Origin of the sequence: Pseudoalteromonas sp. Z1A6 (assembly GCF_011378745.1) — a bacterium.
GTDB classification, from domain to species: Bacteria; Pseudomonadota; Gammaproteobacteria; order Enterobacterales; family Alteromonadaceae; genus Pseudoalteromonas; species Pseudoalteromonas arctica.
The window spans coordinates 1-16,145 of sequence record NZ_WTKW01000061.1 but is presented as its reverse complement, the minus strand read 5'-3'; the positions used below and the strand labels follow the sequence as shown (position 1 = coordinate 16,145).

Genomic DNA, 16,145 nt, shown 5'->3' with positions numbered 1-16,145 from the left:
TAACTCAAATTTATTGTTTTTTAGTTGAACAGAAAATTCTCTTTGTTATACTCACGTTCGAACTTTCAGTAAGTTTTGAAAGTTTGATTGATACGGATCAATTTTCACAAGGTGAATTTGTGCTAACCGGATTTGATCGTATTCAGCACCTGATTTTTGGGCTTACAGCAGCAATGTTTTTCAAATTTTTCCATTGCTTTGTATTACTTTAATTTTGTTATAGTCATTTAAGTAGGTTAATGTCTTTGAACACACTTTCTTTACATCATACCAATACTGATCTCGCCCCAAGCGAGCCAGTTACGTGTGAACGCTTGAATAAAGCGGGTAAGGGCGTGTGTGTAGCTATAACTTTATTAGTGTTTAATACGGTCATGTTGTTAAGCGGTGCACTAGAGGATGCCTTCAAGCTTGAGGCGCTATTAAGTGATGGGTTTATTGTAGAGCCACTGTTACTTACTATTGCCGGATTTTTAGCTCATCCAATCATTTCAAGTCAGTTACTTATTGGCCTTTGTTGGTTATTGTTCCATATTTTTCCAGCGCGTCGTGCTGGAATTATCCTCCGTAAAGCAGCCTTTGCTTTTAGCGAGGCTAAAGTTCTTCAGCCAGTGCATGTTGCACATGGTTGTCGTGCTCCACCTAGCTTTACAGGTTGTCTGTAAGGCTGCATCTTGTTGCTGGTTTTAATTATTTGTTCTTGCTGTAAATAATTAAGGTTAGCTAAAACAAAGTAGCTCCGTGTTTTTCAAGCACACTTCAGCCAACCACCACTCACCCAAGTTAATTTTTATTACGTTATATAAATGCGTTTAGAAAGCTGGGTTTGTTGCTAGGTCATTAATGGCATGAGCTTTAGGTTTTGAATACCCCCCTTATTTTTATAATTTAATTCTAGTTAACTTGGGTTTTTATTGAAAAATCGTTGCTTTGGTTGTTATTCAAAGCAGCAAACTGAAACTCTAGGTTTGTAGGATACTCCCTTGTTAATTCGTAACCTTTGTAATATTGCTTTAGCTAGTACAGTGCTGGCGCTGTCAGGCTGTAAAGGCGGGATACTCGATCCAAAAGGGCAGATAGGCATTGATGAGAAAAATTTAATCATCATCGCAACCGTGCTTATGTTGCTTGTAGTCGTTCCCGTTATTGTGATGACTTTATATTTCGCATGGAAATATAGAGACACGCAAACTCATGAAATTTACGCTCCAAAATGGGCTCATTCAAATAAAATTGAGGCCGTAGTTTGGGCTGTTCCTATTATTATCGTAATTATTTTAGGTGCTATTACCTGGGTGTCTACCCAAGCGTTAGACCCATACAAACCCATTGAAGGTAAAGGTAAGCATCTTACTGTTGAAGTGGTGTCATTAAACTGGAAGTGGTTATTTATTTACCCTGAGCAAGGTATTGCCACGGTTAATGAATTAGTGTTTCCGGCAAATGTACCTGTTGAATATAAAATCACGTCAGAGAGCACAATGAATTCATTTTTTATTCCGCAATTGGGTAGTCAAATATACTCAATGGCCGGGATGGAAACCAAGCTTCACTTAATTGCAAATGAGCCAGGTACGTTTAAAGGTATCTCAGCAAATTACAGTGGTGCAGGTTTTACTGGAATGAAGTTCAATGCCATTGCGACCCCTACTCAAGCAGACTTTGATAAGTGGGTGAGTGATATAAAAGCCAATTCAAGTGCTAATAACCTGACTCATGCAAATTATGTTGAGCTTGCAAAAGCGAGCGAAAATAATCCTGTTGCTTATTACGGTAAAGTTGAAGACAGCTTATTTCATACCATTGTTATGAAATACATGCAGGCGCATGGCGATATGAATAAAAAGCACAATGCGATGAGCGAACATGGCGAGATGGATATGCAACATCACGCAATGGACAAACATTCAGCGAAACCATCACACAGCCAGGACGAGGAATAATAATGTCGTTTTTAGGTAAACTTTCACTCGATGCAATACCGTTTCACGAGCCGATTCTTGTGTTTACGATGGCAGCTATTTTAATAGCTGCAATTGTTATTACTGCGCTAATTACAAAGCATAAAAAATGGGGCGTGCTTTGGCGCGACTGGATCACATCTGTTGATCATAAACGCTTAGGCGTAATGTATATTATTTTAGCTTTAGTAATGCTGTTTCGTGGGTTTTCTGATGCAATAATGATGCGTACTCAGTTAGCACTTGCTACTAGTGGCGCGCCTGGTTATTTACCACCAGAGCACTACGACCAAATATTTACAGCTCACGGTGTAATTATGATCATATTTATGGCGATGCCATTTATGGTCGGTTTAATGAACATAATTTTACCGTTGCAAATTGGTGCACGGGATGTTGCCTTTCCATTTTTAAACAATTTAAGTTTTTGGTTAACAGCCAGTGGTGCAATTTTAATTAATATGTCGCTAGTGTTTGGTGAGTTTGCTAAAACAGGTTGGGTGGCGTATCCGCCACTTTCGGAGCTGACCTTTAGCCCTGGGGTGGGGGTCGACTATTATATTTGGGCCCTGCAAATATCCGGGCTTGGAACACTCTTAACTGCAGTAAACTTTTTAGCGACCGTTATCAAAATGCGCGCACCAGGCATGACCTTAATGAAAATGCCAATTTTCACATGGACATGTACGTGGGCAAACATCTTAATTGCAGCATCATTCCCAATATTGACCGCTATGCTTACTATGTTAACGCTTGACCGTTATCTCGATTTCCATTTCTTTACCAATGAATTGGGCGGTAACGCCATGATGTACATCAACCTGTTTTGGGCATGGGGTCATCCTGAGGTATATATTTTAGTATTACCGGCGTTTGGTATTTTTTCTGAAATTATTTCGACCTTTACAGGTAAACGTTTATTTGGTTATAAATCGATGGTTTACGCCAGCGGTGCAATCTCTATTTTAGGGTTTATTGTTTGGTTACATCACTTCTTTACCATGGGATCGAGCGCCAACGTTAATGCTTTCTTTGGTATGGCTACCATGGTTATCGCTGTACCAACAGGCGTTAAGTTGTTTAACTGGTTATTTACTATTTACCGCGGCCGTTTACGTATAACCGTACCAGTACTTTGGACACTCGGTTTTATGGTTACCTTTACCATAGGCGGCATGACAGGTGTATTACTTGCTATTCCTGGTGCCGATTACGTACTGCATAACAGCTTATTCTTAATTGCACATTTCCATAACACAATTATCGGTGGTGCTGTATTTGGCTACCTAGCTGGTTTTGTATTTTGGTTCCCTAAAGCGATGGGCTTCAAGCTTAACGAAAAATGGGGAAAGGCATCATTCTGGTGTTGGCTTATCGGTTTCTTCCTTGCATTTATGCCGTTGTATGTACTTGGTTTCTTAGGTATGACACGTCGTTTAAACCACTCTAATAATCCAGATTGGAACATCTGGCTATACATTGCTGCAGCCGGTGCTGTCGTTATTATGTTTGGTATTATTAGTCAAATAATTCAATTATATGTGAGCTTTAGAGACCGTGAAGCGCTTGACGATACAACAGGCGATCCGTGGAACGGACACACACTTGAATGGGCAACAAGCTCACCTCCACAAGTGTATAACTTTGCTACCATTCCACACATTGATGATATTGATGCATGGACTGATATAAAAGAAAAAGGTCAAGCTTATCAAGGTAAAGCAAGCTATAGCCCTATTCATATGCCTAAAAACACATCAGCTGGCGTGTTAATGGCAGCTAGCTTAACCGCATTTTGTTTTGCGATGATCTGGCACATTTGGTGGTTAGCTATTGTTGGGCTAATTGGTGGCATTGCCATCTTTATCAAACGTTGTTACACCAGTGATGTTGATTACTATATACAACCTGATGAAATTGCAAAAATTGAAGCTGCATATAATTCAAGTGGGAATAAGGAGCTAAAAGCGTGAGTACACTTTCTGCAAATTTAGAATCTGCAAATTTAGAGTCTGTATCTCACGATGATCATGCGCACGCGCACGCGCATGATCATCACGATACATCGGGCGATACCGTATTCGGTTTTTGGTTATATCTAATGACCGATTGCTTATTATTTGCCTCATTTTTTGCAACCTACGCTGTGTTATTTATGAACACAGCCGGTGGTGTATCGGGTAAAGATATTTTTGAACTCGACTTTGTAGCAGTAGAAACAGCTGCACTACTTATTAGTAGTATTACCTTTGGTTTTGCCATGATTGCCGCTCAAGGGCAAAAAAAGGCATTAACACTTACTTGGTTATTTATTACGTTTTGTTTAGGTGCTGTGTTTATTAGTATGGAAATATACGAATTTCACCACCTAATAGTGAACGGGCATGGTCCGCAACATAGTGCTTTTTTAACATCGTTTTTCTCATTAGTTGGCTTACATGGTTTACATGTAACAGCCGGTCTAATTTGGATGACCATAATGATGATAGAAGTTGCTAAACGTGGTCTAGGTAAAGCAACTGTAACGCGTTTAAGTTGCTTGAGCCTATTTTGGCACTTCTTAGACATTGTTTGGATTTGTGTATTTACCGTTGTTTATTTAATGGGAGCAATGTAATGAGCCACAGCGAAACACATGCTGAGCACCATGATGAATCTCATGGTAGTGTTAAAACTTACTTAATTGGCTTTGTGCTATCAGTAATTTTAACAGCCATTCCATTTTGGATAGTAATGGAAGGCGACTTCACAAAAGCAACAACGCTGTGGAGCATTGTTACGTTTGCCATAGTACAAATTTGGGTGCATTTAAAATACTTCTTACACCTTAATTTTACGACCGAAGATGGCCGTGCAAATACTTTCTCATTCCTATTCAGTGCCATGATCATCGTAATGGTGGTTGGTTTATCTGTTTGGATCATATATGAATCAAACGCAATGATGATGTACTAGGAGTTGAAGATGTTTCGTCGTTATTTATCAGTGACAAAGCCGGGTATTATTATGGGCAATTTGATCAGCGTAGCGGGTGGGTTTTTACTTGCCTCGCGCGGTTATATAGACCCATGGTTAATGATTGCCACATTAATTGGTTTGTCGCTAGTGGTTGCATCAGGTTGTGCTATCAACAATGTTATAGATAGAGACATAGATGTAGCCATGGCACGTACTCGAACGCGAGTAACAGTAACAGGCGAAATGTCGGCCTTTGCTGCACTTAGCCACGGTATTTTATTGGGCGTTATTGGCTTTGGTTTACTTATTGCCTTTACCACCCAAGCCGCGGTATTTTTTGCAGCCTTTGGCTACGTAATTTATGTAGGGGTTTATAGCCTCTACATGAAGCGTAACTCAGTATATGGCACTTTTGTAGGTAGCCTTTCGGGCGCAGTACCACCAGTAGTCGGTTACTGCGCCGTAACAGGCCAGTTCGATATGGGCGCGTTAATACTGCTGGTTATGTTTAGCTTGTGGCAAATGCCGCACTCTTACGCCATTGCTATTTTTCGCTTTAAAGATTACCAAGCTGCAGGTATTCCTGTATTACCAGTAGCGCAAGGTATTGATAAAGCAAAGCGCCATATCGTACTTTATATTGCCGTGTACGCCTTAGTTGTGATGTTACTGCCAATTACTGGCTACACAGGTGCTGCTTTTATGGCTGTTGCTTGTATTACCAGCTTTTGGTGGTTGCTAATGGCACTAAGAGGGTATCGTCGAAATATTGATGTAACCAGTTGGGCACGTAAACTGTTCGCGTTTTCTATCATTAATATTACAGCGTTAAGTATTGCTATGGCTGTTGACTATCATAGCGTTGCTCCACAGCTATTAACACTTACCTAATTTAAAAACTTTAACATTCCAAAGTTAATCCAAAGGCTCGAAAGAGCCTTTTTTTATGCCTGAATATTGAAATTATTTAGCATTCGTATACTCGCTATTTTACTTTTTAAAATCATCAGCATTGTAATAAAGTGGTTTAAGGGTGCCGCAATTAATAAATTTATAAGTAAGCTCATTTTCAGCTGGGACACGTTTTGAGGTACGAAGCTTTTGCATACATGCATTAACTAAATCGACAAAAATAAGATGGTTATAGCTCGGCGCTTTTTGAATTTTATGAATATAAATACGCTCAGTACCGCTTAGTGTAATCATGTCGTAGTCTTGCCATTGCGATGATTCACTTAATTTTTTTAGTTCTCTGGCATACAGCTGCTTACTCAAGACCAACTCTTTTTTTGAATAAATTAAACTGCCACCTTGTTGATAATCACCCTCGTAAATATCGGCAATAATTGTAATTTCTTCACCACGCATTAAATGCTGAATATTAAACGCTTGTGGCTTTACGGTGATTAACTCGGCATTTCTAACAAAGCCTAAAAATGGAACATCGGGGTTTCCTATTTTATAAACAACTTGCACATCATTGGGTAAATTATAGGTGGGTAAATTCATTGCAATAATAGACGAGCCTTGATTAACCAAAGCCATAGGGTGCTCAGCATTGTAAGCGGGGTCTACCGGTGGAAGTTCTGCTTTTTCTTCTTCAGCTGCGGCAAAGCCACTTAAAGTAATTAGTAATAAAGTAAGTAGTAAGCGCATTATAATCTCAATTAATTTATGAGCTTAAATTGTAGTATAAAGTTTATATTACTTATATTTTTAAACTAAATTTAGACCTATATTATTGTTCAGATATAGAGTGCAACAATGTTCGTGCCTTTAAATGTAGGTTTGCGTCCTCTGGGTTTGACGTATTAGTCAGCCAAATTACATTACCTTCTTTATTTACAAACAATGTAGTAGGTGTGCCTCGTATACCTAATTGCTGTGCTGTTGCATCGGCTTTTACGGCTGTTTTAAAAGTATAACCTCTATCGCTAAGCGCTTTAGCGGGAGTAGCATCGTCATCCTCTTTAAAGCTCACGGCAATAACTTTTAATCCCATATCATCAATTTTTTGAAGTGCTGGTTGCAGCTTTTTACAGTACGGACACCACGTTGCCCAAAAGTGTAAAACGTAAGGTTGACCTAATAAATCTTGAGTATTGAGTGCAGACCCATCAGCCATTTGTAAATTTAATGTAGGTAGCTTAGGGTATGTTTCTTGCGTGCTTTCTTCTTGCGAATAGCTTGTAAAGCTTATAAAAATTAGTGCGATGGCAATAAATAGTTGTTTCATAATATGTTCGTTCTTATTTTACATATTAAATAAGAACGGGAATTTAACATTTTTATTTCACATTAAAAACGAGCGGCTTGCTCAATAACAATACTATGGCGCTTAGCAAGGCGAAGGTGATCTTTATCGTAGCCACCACCTATTACTGTAGCAACGGGTGTATTGTGTTCAAGGCAGCGTTTTAGCACTAAATGGTCGCGCTTAACTATGCCATCCCAGCTTATATCTAATTTACCCAAGCCATCGCCTTGCCAAATATCAACGCCAGCATCGTAAAGTACCAAGCTTGGGTTTAGCTCTTTAAGTAAATAACTCAAGGTGTCGTCAACTACGGCAAGGTATTCGTCGTCTTTCATATTATCGGCTAAGCCAATATCTAAATCGCTAGCGGATTTTCTGAAAGGGAAGTTTTTTTCACAATGGATAGAGCAAGTATAAGCGTATGCTTGATGCTGTAACATTGCGGCTGTGCCATCACCTTGGTGCACGTCTAAATCAAAAATAAGTACGTTAGTTACTTCACCCGATTCAATTAAAGTTTGCGTGGTAAAGGCTAAATCGTTAACCATGCAGTAGCCTGAGCCAAAATCGGTATGCGCATGGTGTGTACCACCGGCTAAGTGGCAGGCTATACCATGTTTAAGTGCTAAACGAGCTGTTTGCAAAGTACCTTGAGGTGCTGTAAAGGTACGTGCCATAAGCTCTTTTGACCAAGGTAGGCCAATGCGACGCATTGCTTTTTCATCTAAGCGGTTATTCCACAAATCATGTATGTAATTTTCGCAGTGTATTAGCTCCAGTGGCTCTGGCGTGCCTAATATTGGCTCAACCAGGTTATCGCCAATCAAACCAAGCTTTGCTACATGCTGATATAAATGTGCAAACTTACTCATTGCAAAACGATGCTTTGGATCGAAATTAAACGAGTAGTTAGGGTGATACACCAAAGGTAAATGTGGATTTAAAGTCATGTTTACACAAGTTAAAAAGTTTGCACTATGGTAATCAACTAATCCAAATGAGTCTATTCTTGTGTGTCGTGAATCAACATAGCGAGTTCGCGATGTAATAGTTCGTCATCAGCTAAGTTTAGCTCTATTAAACGCTTTAAATAAGTAATGCTGTCTATATCAATATGGTGGCATTTTAAACCAATATGATCCGCTTCTATATGGCACACCACAACCTCCATTTTTATTTCTATTTCGCTTTGAGGCAGCGAAAAACGCAGAACAGCTTGGCTATTTTGGTTGCCAATAAAAGCATCACATTTAGTGATTAATGCGCCATGTAAAGATACATCAAGTAATTTACATGGGTATTGGTGATCATTAAAAATTACTTGTGCATCGGTTGAAAATAAAACACGAGAAAACTGACGACGATTTTGCATAACCTAATTTAGCCTTACTGTTTTTATAATAAATTAAGCATAGCGGGTAATTCTCTACATGCTAGCAGGATATGCTCCTGTAATGCTGGTGGCATAAAAAAGCCCCGCATAAATGCAGGGCTTAGTATTACTGTAATAAATTAGCTACAGTAAATATTAACCAATTTTTTTGTACTTAATACGTTTAGGTTCAGTTGCTGCTGCACCTAGTGTCTTTTTAAGCCACTCTTCGTATTCAGTATAGTTACCATCAAAGAAGTTAATTTGACCTTCGTCGCGGTAATCTAAAATGTGCGTAGCAATACGGTCAAGGAACCAACGGTCATGCGAGATACACATTACACAACCAGGGAACTCTAAAATAGCGTTCTCTAGTGCACGTAGTGTTTCAACGTCCAAGTCATTGGTTGGCTCATCGAGTAGTAACACATTGCCGCCAGCTTTTAATAACTTAGCAAGGTGTAAACGGTTACGCTCACCACCTGATAGGTCTTTAACAAACTTTTGCTGATCGTTACCTTTAAAGTTAAAGCGACTTACATACGCACGGCTTTGGAACTCAAAGTTACCAATTTTTAGTACGTCTTGACCGTCTGATATTTCTTGGAAAACAGTTTTGCTTTCGTCCATACCGTCGCGGAACTGATCAACAGTAGCAAGGTGTACGCTTTCGCCAACGGTAATGCTACCGCTGTCTTGCTTTTGCTCACCACTGATCATTTTAAACAGCGTTGATTTACCCGCGCCATTCGCACCAATAATGCCCACAATGGCACCTTTTGGCATGCTAAAGCTTAAATCGTCAATTAAAACGCGATCGCCAAAACTCTTACGAAGATTAGTTACTTCAAGCACTTGATCCCCTAAGCGCGGGCCAGGTGGAATAAACATCTCGTTAGTTTCGTTACGTTTTTGGTAATCAGACTGCTGCATTTCAGTAAACTGAGCCATACGTGCTTTTGACTTAGCTTGGCGACCTTTAGGATTTGAACGAACCCATTCAAGTTCTTGCGCAATTGATTTTTGACGTGCTTTTTCAGATTTTTGTTCTTGCTGTAAGCGCGCATCTTTTTGTTCAAGCCAAGAAGAATAGTTACCTTCCCATGGAATACCTTCACCACGGTCAAGCTCTAATATCCAACCAGCTACATTATCAAGGAAGTAACGGTCATGCGTTACCGCCACAACAGTGCCTTCGTAATCGTGTAAGAAGCGCTCTAACCATGCAACCGACTCAGCATCCAAGTGGTTAGTTGGTTCATCGAGAATAAGCATGTCTGGTTTTTCAAGCAGTAATCGACATATAGCAACACGACGACGCTCACCACCTGAAAGGTGCTCAATTTTAGCATCCCATTCTGGCAGACGAAGTGCATCAGCAGCACGCTCTAAAACGTTATCAATGTTGTGACCATCGTGCGCCTGAATAACAGCTTCAAGCTCGCCTTGCTCTTTTGCAAGTGCGTCAAAGTCAGCGTCTTCCATGGCGTATTCGTTATACACTTCGTCAAGGCGTTTAAGTGCGTGTTTAACTTCGCCAACAGCTTCTTCAACAATTTCACGAACTGTTTTGCTTTCGTCTAAAACAGGCTCTTGCGGTAAATAACCAATTTTTGTACCAGGCTGAGGATGTGCATCACCTTCAAAATCTTGGTCAACACCGGCCATAATACGTAGTAACGTAGATTTACCAGAACCGTTTAAACCAAGCACACCAATTTTAGCGCCAGGAAAAAAGTGTAACGAAATATCTTTTAAGATAGTGCGCTTAGGTGGCACAACCTTAGATACTCGACTCATCGAGAATATAAATTTATCAGGTAAAACCATGGAGGAAAGCCTTCAAATAATAATAAAAATTTCAATGTTGTATTGTAGTGGCTGACAGGTGAAACAGTCAACGAATGGCGGGTTTTAAAGCACTAAAGCATGCTTGTAAGTAAAGTATAAAATCATGAATAAATTTCATTTAGACATCTATACATCTAGAGGTTGATATTTTTTACTTTCAGTTCATAATTAAGCTTCGGTTTTTATGAGCAGGAGTAAAGTATGCCAATTACAGTAAAAGACGAGTTGCCGGCAATTGCACGTTTACGTCAAGAAAACGTATTTGTAATGCCAAAAACACGTGCAAAAACGCAAGAGATACGCCCAATGCGTTTGGCTATTTTAAACTTAATGCCTAATAAAGTAGAAACCGAAGTTCAGTTTATTCGCTTGCTTGCCAACTCGCCTTTGCAAGTAAACGTAGAACTACTGCGCCTCGACACTCACCGCAGTAGCAGCAATTCAGAAGAGCACCTTGATACCTTTTATCGTTATTTTTCTGAGGTTAAAGACAACAATTACGATGCATTAATAGTAACTGGCGCGCCACTTGCGCATTTAGAATACGACGATGTAGCGTATTGGGATGAGCTAAAGGTCATTATAGATTGGGCTGAGCAACACGTTACCTCTACGTTATTTTCGTGCTGGGCAGCACATGCAGCGTTATATCACCGTTACAATTTAAAGCGTGATTTAAAAGACGACAAACTGTGTGGTGTATTTACCCACCAATGTTACTTTGATCACGGCGCACTGACTCGCGGGTTCGACGACACCTTTTTGGTACCGCACTCACGTTATGGCCACATTGATATAAATAAAATAAACGCCTGTGATGAGCTAGTTGTACTGGCAGGTTCTGAGCGAGTAGGGGCTTACTTACTTAAAAATAAATCGGGTAGCCAAGTGTTTATAACCGGCCACCCAGAGTACGACGCCGACTCGCTAAAAGCAGAATACGAGCGCGATTGTAAAAAAAGCCCTAATGCACCAAAACCCGAAAATTACTTTCCGGATGACGATGCAACTAAACAACCTTCAAAAACGTGGCAAAGCCATGCTTTTTTACTTTTTTCGAACTGGTTAAATTACTACGTGTACCAAACCACACCGTATGATATTAATTTAGTTAGCCAAGACGTGAGGACTAACAACTATGCCGAATAACGCTCCTACAAATAATAAGCAAGCCGAAATAAGCGCCGCATTAAAAGAACGCATTTTAATTTTAGATGGCGCTATGGGCACCATGATCCAAGATCATAAGCTAGAAGAAGAAGACTATCGCGGAGAGCGTTTTAAAGACTGGCATGTATTAATTAAAGGCAATAACGATTTATTAAGCCTAACCAAGCCCGATTTAATCACTGATATTCATCGTGGTTTTTTATCAGCGGGCGCCGATATTATCGAAACCAATACGTTTAACTCGACCACTATTTCGATGGAAGATTACGACATGGCAAGCCTAAGTCGTGAAATAAACCTAGAGTCGGCTAAATTAGCACGCGCAATGTGCGACGAATTTAGTGCTAAAACGCCAGAAAAACCGCGTTACGTAGCCGGTGTTTTAGGGCCGACATCTAAAACGTGTTCAATTTCGCCAGACGTAAACGATCCGGGTTACCGAAATGTCACCTTTGATAAGCTGGTTACTGCGTATATTGAATCAACACTTGCATTAATGGAAGGCGGCGCCGATTTAATACTAATCGAAACTATATTCGACACCCTTAATGCAAAAGCCGCCTCGTTTGGCGTTGAAGAAGCCTTTGAGCAAGCAGGGCGCACATTACCAGTTATGATTTCGGGGACTATTACCGACGCCTCTGGGCGTACGCTTTCGGGGCAAACAACCGAAGCATTTTATAATTCTATTCGCCATATTAAGCCTATTTCTATTGGTTTAAACTGCGCGCTTGGTCCTGATTTACTGCGCCAGTATGTAGAAGAGTTATCGCGCGTGTGCGAAACCTTTACATCGGTACACCCTAATGCAGGCTTACCAAATGAGTTTGGTGAATACGATTTAGAAGCGCCTGAAATGGCAGCCGAAATTATCGATTGGGGTAAATCGGGCTTTATTAATATAGTAGGCGGATGCTGTGGCACCACGCCTGCGCATATTCGCGCTTTTGCAAAAGGTTTAGCGGGCGTTAAACCACGCCAACTACCAGAGCTTGAAGTACGCATGCGTTTATCAGGCCTTGAAGCCTGTAACTTAAATTAAGGAGCCAGCATGACCCAACAAATAGCAGTATTTACTAATGTCGGCGAACGTACCAATGTAACGGGTTCTGCCATGTTTAAACGTTTAATCATGGAAGAAGACTTTGAAGCCGCGCTAACCGTTGCCCGCGAACAAGTAGAAAACGGCGCACAGGTTATTGATATAAACATGGACGAAGCCATGTTGGACTCAAAAGCCGCCATGGTTAAGTTTTTAAACTTAATAGCCTCAGAGCCTGATATTTCTCGCGTACCGATTATGGTTGACTCTTCAAAATGGGAAGTAATAGAAGCAGGCTTAAAGTGTATTCAAGGCAAGGCAATTGTTAACTCAATATCGCTAAAAGAGGGCGAAGAGCCGTTTATTCGCCAAGCTAAAATAATAAAACGCTTTGGTGCAGCCGCTGTTGTAATGGCGTTTGATACTGACGGGCAAGCCGACACGGCAGACCGTAAGTTCGCAATATGTGCGCGCAGTTATAAAATATTGGTAGAAGACATTGGCTTTGCGCCAGAAGATATTATATTCGACCCTAATATATTTGCCGTAGCCACCGGTATTGAAGAGCACGATAACTACGCCGTAGAATTTATTGAAGGCACACGCCGCATTAAACAAAATTTGCCGCACTGTAAAGTGTCGGGCGGTGTATCAAATGTATCGTTTTCGTTTAGGGGTAATAACCCCGTACGTGAAGCCATTCACTCGGTGTTTTTATATCACGCTATTCAAGCTGGTATGGACATGGGTATTGTAAATGCGGGGCAACTAGCCGTTTACGATGATATACCAGAAGAACTACGTAAAGCAGTTACAGACGTAATACTTAACACCGACTCAGGCGCAGGCGAGCGTTTAGTAGAGCTTGCACCAAAATACTCGGGTATGGCGCAAGCCGAGCGAGTAGAAGATTTAGAGTGGCGCACATGGCCTGTTGCAAAACGCCTTGAGCACGCGCTTGTTAAAGGTATTACTACCTTTATAGATGAAGATACCGAAGAATGCCGCGCCGCAGCAGCTAAACCTATTCACGTAATTGAAGGGCCGTTAATGGACGGCATGAACGTAGTAGGCGACTTATTTGGCGCAGGTAAAATGTTTTTACCACAAGTTGTTAAATCGGCGCGCGTAATGAAGCGAGCCGTAGCCTACCTAGACCCATACATTGAGCTTGAAAAAGAAGAAGGCTCAACTAACGGTAAAATAGTGATGGCGACCGTTAAAGGCGATGTGCACGACATAGGTAAAAATATTGTAGGCGTGGTACTGCAATGTAATAACTACGAAGTTATCGATTTAGGTGTAATGGTACCTGCCGATAAAATATTGCAAACCGCAATCGACGAAAAAGCCGATATTATTGGGTTGTCGGGCTTAATTACCCCATCGCTTGACGAAATGGTACACGTAGCAAAAGAAATGAAACGCCGTGGCTTTGAGCTCCCATTAATGATTGGCGGGGCAACTACCTCTAAAGCGCACACTGCCGTTAAAATTGAGCCACAGTACGACAAAGGTGTAGTATACGTGAGTAACGCCAGCCGTGCGGTAGGTGTGGTTTCAAACTTATTATCAAAAGAGTTTAAACCTGACTTTTTAGCTAAAACACAAGCTGAATATGTAAAGGTACGTGAGCAGCAAGCGCGTAAAAAACCACGTTCTAAGCCTGTTACAATCCAGCGCGCACGCGATAACGCAGCACAACTTGATTGGGATAACTACACACCACCAGTACCTAAAAAGCTTGGCGTGATCGAGTTTAAAAACGTATCAATTGCTACTTTGCGTAAATACATAGATTGGACGCCATACTTTATGACGTGGTCAATCGCCGGTAAATACCCGCGCATAATGACCGACGAAGTAGTAGGCGAGCAAGCGCAAAGCTTATTTAAAGACGCTAACGATATGTTAGACGACCTTGAAAAAGCAGGCAGTTTGCAACCACTTGGCGTAATAGGTTTATTCCCTGCTAACCGCGTTGGGGACGACATAGAAATATACACCGATGAAACACGCAAAACGCTGTTAACTACTTCATGCCATTTACGTCAGCAAACCGAAAAAACCGACTTTGCTAACTATTGCCTAGCCGATTACATAGCGCCCAAAGGCACTCCAGACTATTTTGGCGCGTTTGCAGTAACAGGCGGTCTAGAAGAAGACGACTTAGCAAATGCGTTTGACGCACAGCAAGACGACTACAACAAAATAATGATTAAAGCGGTTGCCGATAGGCTCGCAGAAGCGTTTGCAGAATACCTACACGAAAAAGTACGTAAAGAGTATTGGGGTTTTGCACCAGACGAAAACCTAGCAAACGATGAGCTAATACGCGAAAACTACCAAGGTATTCGCCCAGCGCCAGGTTACCCAGCGTGCCCAGAGCACACCGAGAAAAAGAAAATTTGGCAGTTACTCGATACCGAAAAACGCATTGGCATGCAGTTAACCAGCTCATACGCCATGTGGCCAGGTGCTGCTGTTTCAGGTTGGTACTTCTCACACCCTGAGGCTAAGTACTACGCAGTAGCAGCGGTACAACGCGATCAAGTAGAAGACTACGCTAAACGAACCAATATGACGCTCGCAGAGGCAGAAAGATGGCTATCACCTAACTTGGGGTATGATCCGGAGTAAATAGAGTTGCGGTCAGTTTTTAGCTGTCAGCTATCAGTAAAACAAAGAGCAAAACGAGCCAAATTAGGCTCGTTTTTGTTTTTAAAGTTTATCAGTGAGCAACTCATTTATTTTTTCATGATGTCTTTAGCGGTCGGTTTAGATGTTTGTTGTTTCAATAGAACTATTCGTTTCTGTTCTTATAAAAGTTGCGTTATTCTAAGTAACGTTATTTGACTTTATATTACCTTTTTCATTTACCCATATAACTCTTTATTGAGAACTACTACCATGGAGTTAGATCGTGAGAGTTATGAAGTAATAAATAGCGCAAGATATGGCGATAGTGATCCCCCAGTGTAATCTAACTTAGCAGGTATATTTGTATCCCTTTGATTTAATGATATAAGGATTGATTATCTATCTTTACTTTTAAGCTTTATAGCACATGAAGTTGTGCCAATAGCTAAGAAGTTATCAATTAACAACTAAAAGGAATTATATTCAATATGTATAAAAACTCAGTTTTTTTTCAATTTATTGTGATTAGCCTAACGTTATTAGCAGGTATATTTATAGGTTTTATTTTTAGCGATTTTGAGATTCCAATAAAATGGGAAGCTGAACTAAAAGTAGGAGATTTAATCGCTGCAATTATAGCACTTATTACATTTATATTCGCTTACAAAGGAATTACCGATAACCGTAAAAGTATAGAGCTTTCATTTCAACCTGCGCTATACGAACACTGCTCTTTTCTTAATGTTGATCGCGAATTTAAGATTGAACTAAAAAATGCAGGTATAGGCTCAGCTTTAAATTGTATTTTTACATATTATATTGATGGGAATGAGCTGCCCGATAAGAATTTAGATGAAAAGTTAAAGGGCTTTTGTAAAAAAAAGAGCAACGCTA

At 40.5% G+C, this 16,145-nt stretch carries 16 protein-coding genes; 11 read left to right on the top strand and 5 right to left on the bottom strand.

From position 1 onward, the window contains the following. The 7 genes from GQR46_RS20535 to cyoE form a co-directional block, all read left to right on the top strand. The coding region (locus tag GQR46_RS20535) for a hypothetical protein (RefSeq protein WP_206009480.1) at nucleotides 1-212 on the top strand (212 nt) is incomplete at its 5' end. A gap of 33 nt (nucleotides 213-245) precedes the next feature. Then, a complete protein-coding gene (locus GQR46_RS06025; RefSeq protein WP_165728513.1) occupies nucleotides 246-665 on the top strand; it encodes a hypothetical protein in 420 nt (139 codons plus the stop codon). Between the two features lie 318 nt (nucleotides 666-983). Further along, on the top strand, nucleotides 984-1,943 hold the full coding sequence (gene cyoA, locus GQR46_RS06020; RefSeq protein ID WP_165740411.1) for a ubiquinol oxidase subunit II: 960 nt from the start codon (nucleotides 984-986) through the stop codon (nucleotides 1,941-1,943). A gap of 2 nt (nucleotides 1,944-1,945) precedes the next feature. Further along, nucleotides 1,946-3,934 carry a cytochrome o ubiquinol oxidase subunit I gene (cyoB, locus tag GQR46_RS06015; protein ID WP_165740409.1) on the top strand — a complete coding sequence of 663 codons (1,989 nt, stop codon included), beginning with the start codon at nucleotides 1,946-1,948 and terminating at the stop codon, nucleotides 3,932-3,934. Further along, nucleotides 3,931-4,578 (top strand): cytochrome o ubiquinol oxidase subunit III, encoded by a 648-nt coding sequence (cyoC, locus tag GQR46_RS06010; RefSeq protein WP_165740408.1) that lies wholly within the window; start codon nucleotides 3,931-3,933, stop codon nucleotides 4,576-4,578. Before cyoB ends, cyoC begins: the two co-directional genes overlap by 4 nt. Continuing rightward, on the top strand, nucleotides 4,578-4,916 hold the full coding sequence (gene cyoD, locus GQR46_RS06005) for a cytochrome o ubiquinol oxidase subunit IV (protein ID WP_165740406.1): 339 nt from the start codon (nucleotides 4,578-4,580) through the stop codon (nucleotides 4,914-4,916). The genes cyoC and cyoD overlap by 1 nt, the downstream gene beginning before the upstream one ends. A 9-nt stretch (nucleotides 4,917-4,925) precedes the next feature. Continuing rightward, nucleotides 4,926-5,810 carry a heme o synthase gene (gene cyoE, locus GQR46_RS06000; protein WP_165740404.1) on the top strand — a complete coding sequence of 295 codons (885 nt, stop codon included), beginning with the start codon at nucleotides 4,926-4,928 and terminating at the stop codon, nucleotides 5,808-5,810. Between the two features lie 99 nt (nucleotides 5,811-5,909). Here cyoE and GQR46_RS05995 read toward each other — a convergent pair whose 3' ends face one another. From GQR46_RS05995 to ettA, 5 genes are all read right to left on the bottom strand, one after another. Beyond that, entirely contained in the window at nucleotides 5,910-6,575 is a 666-nt protein-coding gene (locus GQR46_RS05995; RefSeq protein ID WP_165740402.1) for a hypothetical protein, read from the bottom strand. An 82-nt stretch (nucleotides 6,576-6,657) separates the two neighbouring features. Beyond that, nucleotides 6,658-7,155 carry a TlpA disulfide reductase family protein gene (locus GQR46_RS05990; protein WP_165740400.1) on the bottom strand — a complete coding sequence of 166 codons (498 nt, stop codon included), beginning with the start codon at nucleotides 7,153-7,155 and terminating at the stop codon, nucleotides 6,658-6,660. Nucleotides 7,156-7,217: 62 nt separating this feature from the next. Beyond that, complete coding sequence (locus tag GQR46_RS05985) at nucleotides 7,218-8,126, bottom strand: histone deacetylase (protein WP_165740398.1); 909 nt, start codon at nucleotides 8,124-8,126, stop codon at nucleotides 7,218-7,220. Nucleotides 8,127-8,179: 53 nt separating this feature from the next. Further along, on the bottom strand, nucleotides 8,180-8,548 hold the full coding sequence (locus tag GQR46_RS05980) for a PilZ domain-containing protein (protein WP_007581201.1): 369 nt from the start codon (nucleotides 8,546-8,548) through the stop codon (nucleotides 8,180-8,182). Between the two features lie 156 nt (nucleotides 8,549-8,704). Beyond that, nucleotides 8,705-10,378, bottom strand: a complete 1,674-nt coding sequence (ettA, locus tag GQR46_RS05975; RefSeq protein ID WP_007581203.1) for an energy-dependent translational throttle protein EttA — start codon at nucleotides 10,376-10,378, stop codon at nucleotides 8,705-8,707. A gap of 222 nt (nucleotides 10,379-10,600) precedes the next feature. Here ettA and metA point away from each other — a divergent pair, with 222 nt between their 5' ends. The 4 genes from metA to GQR46_RS05955 form a co-directional block, all read left to right on the top strand. Beyond that, nucleotides 10,601-11,548 carry a homoserine O-succinyltransferase gene (gene metA / locus GQR46_RS05970; RefSeq protein ID WP_007376156.1) on the top strand — a complete coding sequence of 316 codons (948 nt, stop codon included), beginning with the start codon at nucleotides 10,601-10,603 and terminating at the stop codon, nucleotides 11,546-11,548. Continuing rightward, entirely contained in the window at nucleotides 11,538-12,611 is a 1,074-nt protein-coding gene (locus tag GQR46_RS05965; RefSeq protein ID WP_165740395.1) for a homocysteine S-methyltransferase family protein, read from the top strand. The genes metA and GQR46_RS05965 overlap by 11 nt, the downstream gene beginning before the upstream one ends. Nucleotides 12,612-12,620: 9 nt before the next feature. Further along, the gene (metH, locus tag GQR46_RS05960) at nucleotides 12,621-15,251 is read left to right on the top strand and encodes a methionine synthase (protein ID WP_165740393.1); all 2,631 of its coding nucleotides are present in this window, start codon (nucleotides 12,621-12,623) and stop codon (nucleotides 15,249-15,251) included. A gap of 488 nt (nucleotides 15,252-15,739) precedes the next feature. Next, on the top strand, nucleotides 15,740-16,145 hold a 406-nt coding region (locus GQR46_RS05955; protein WP_206009479.1), incomplete at its 3' end, for a hypothetical protein.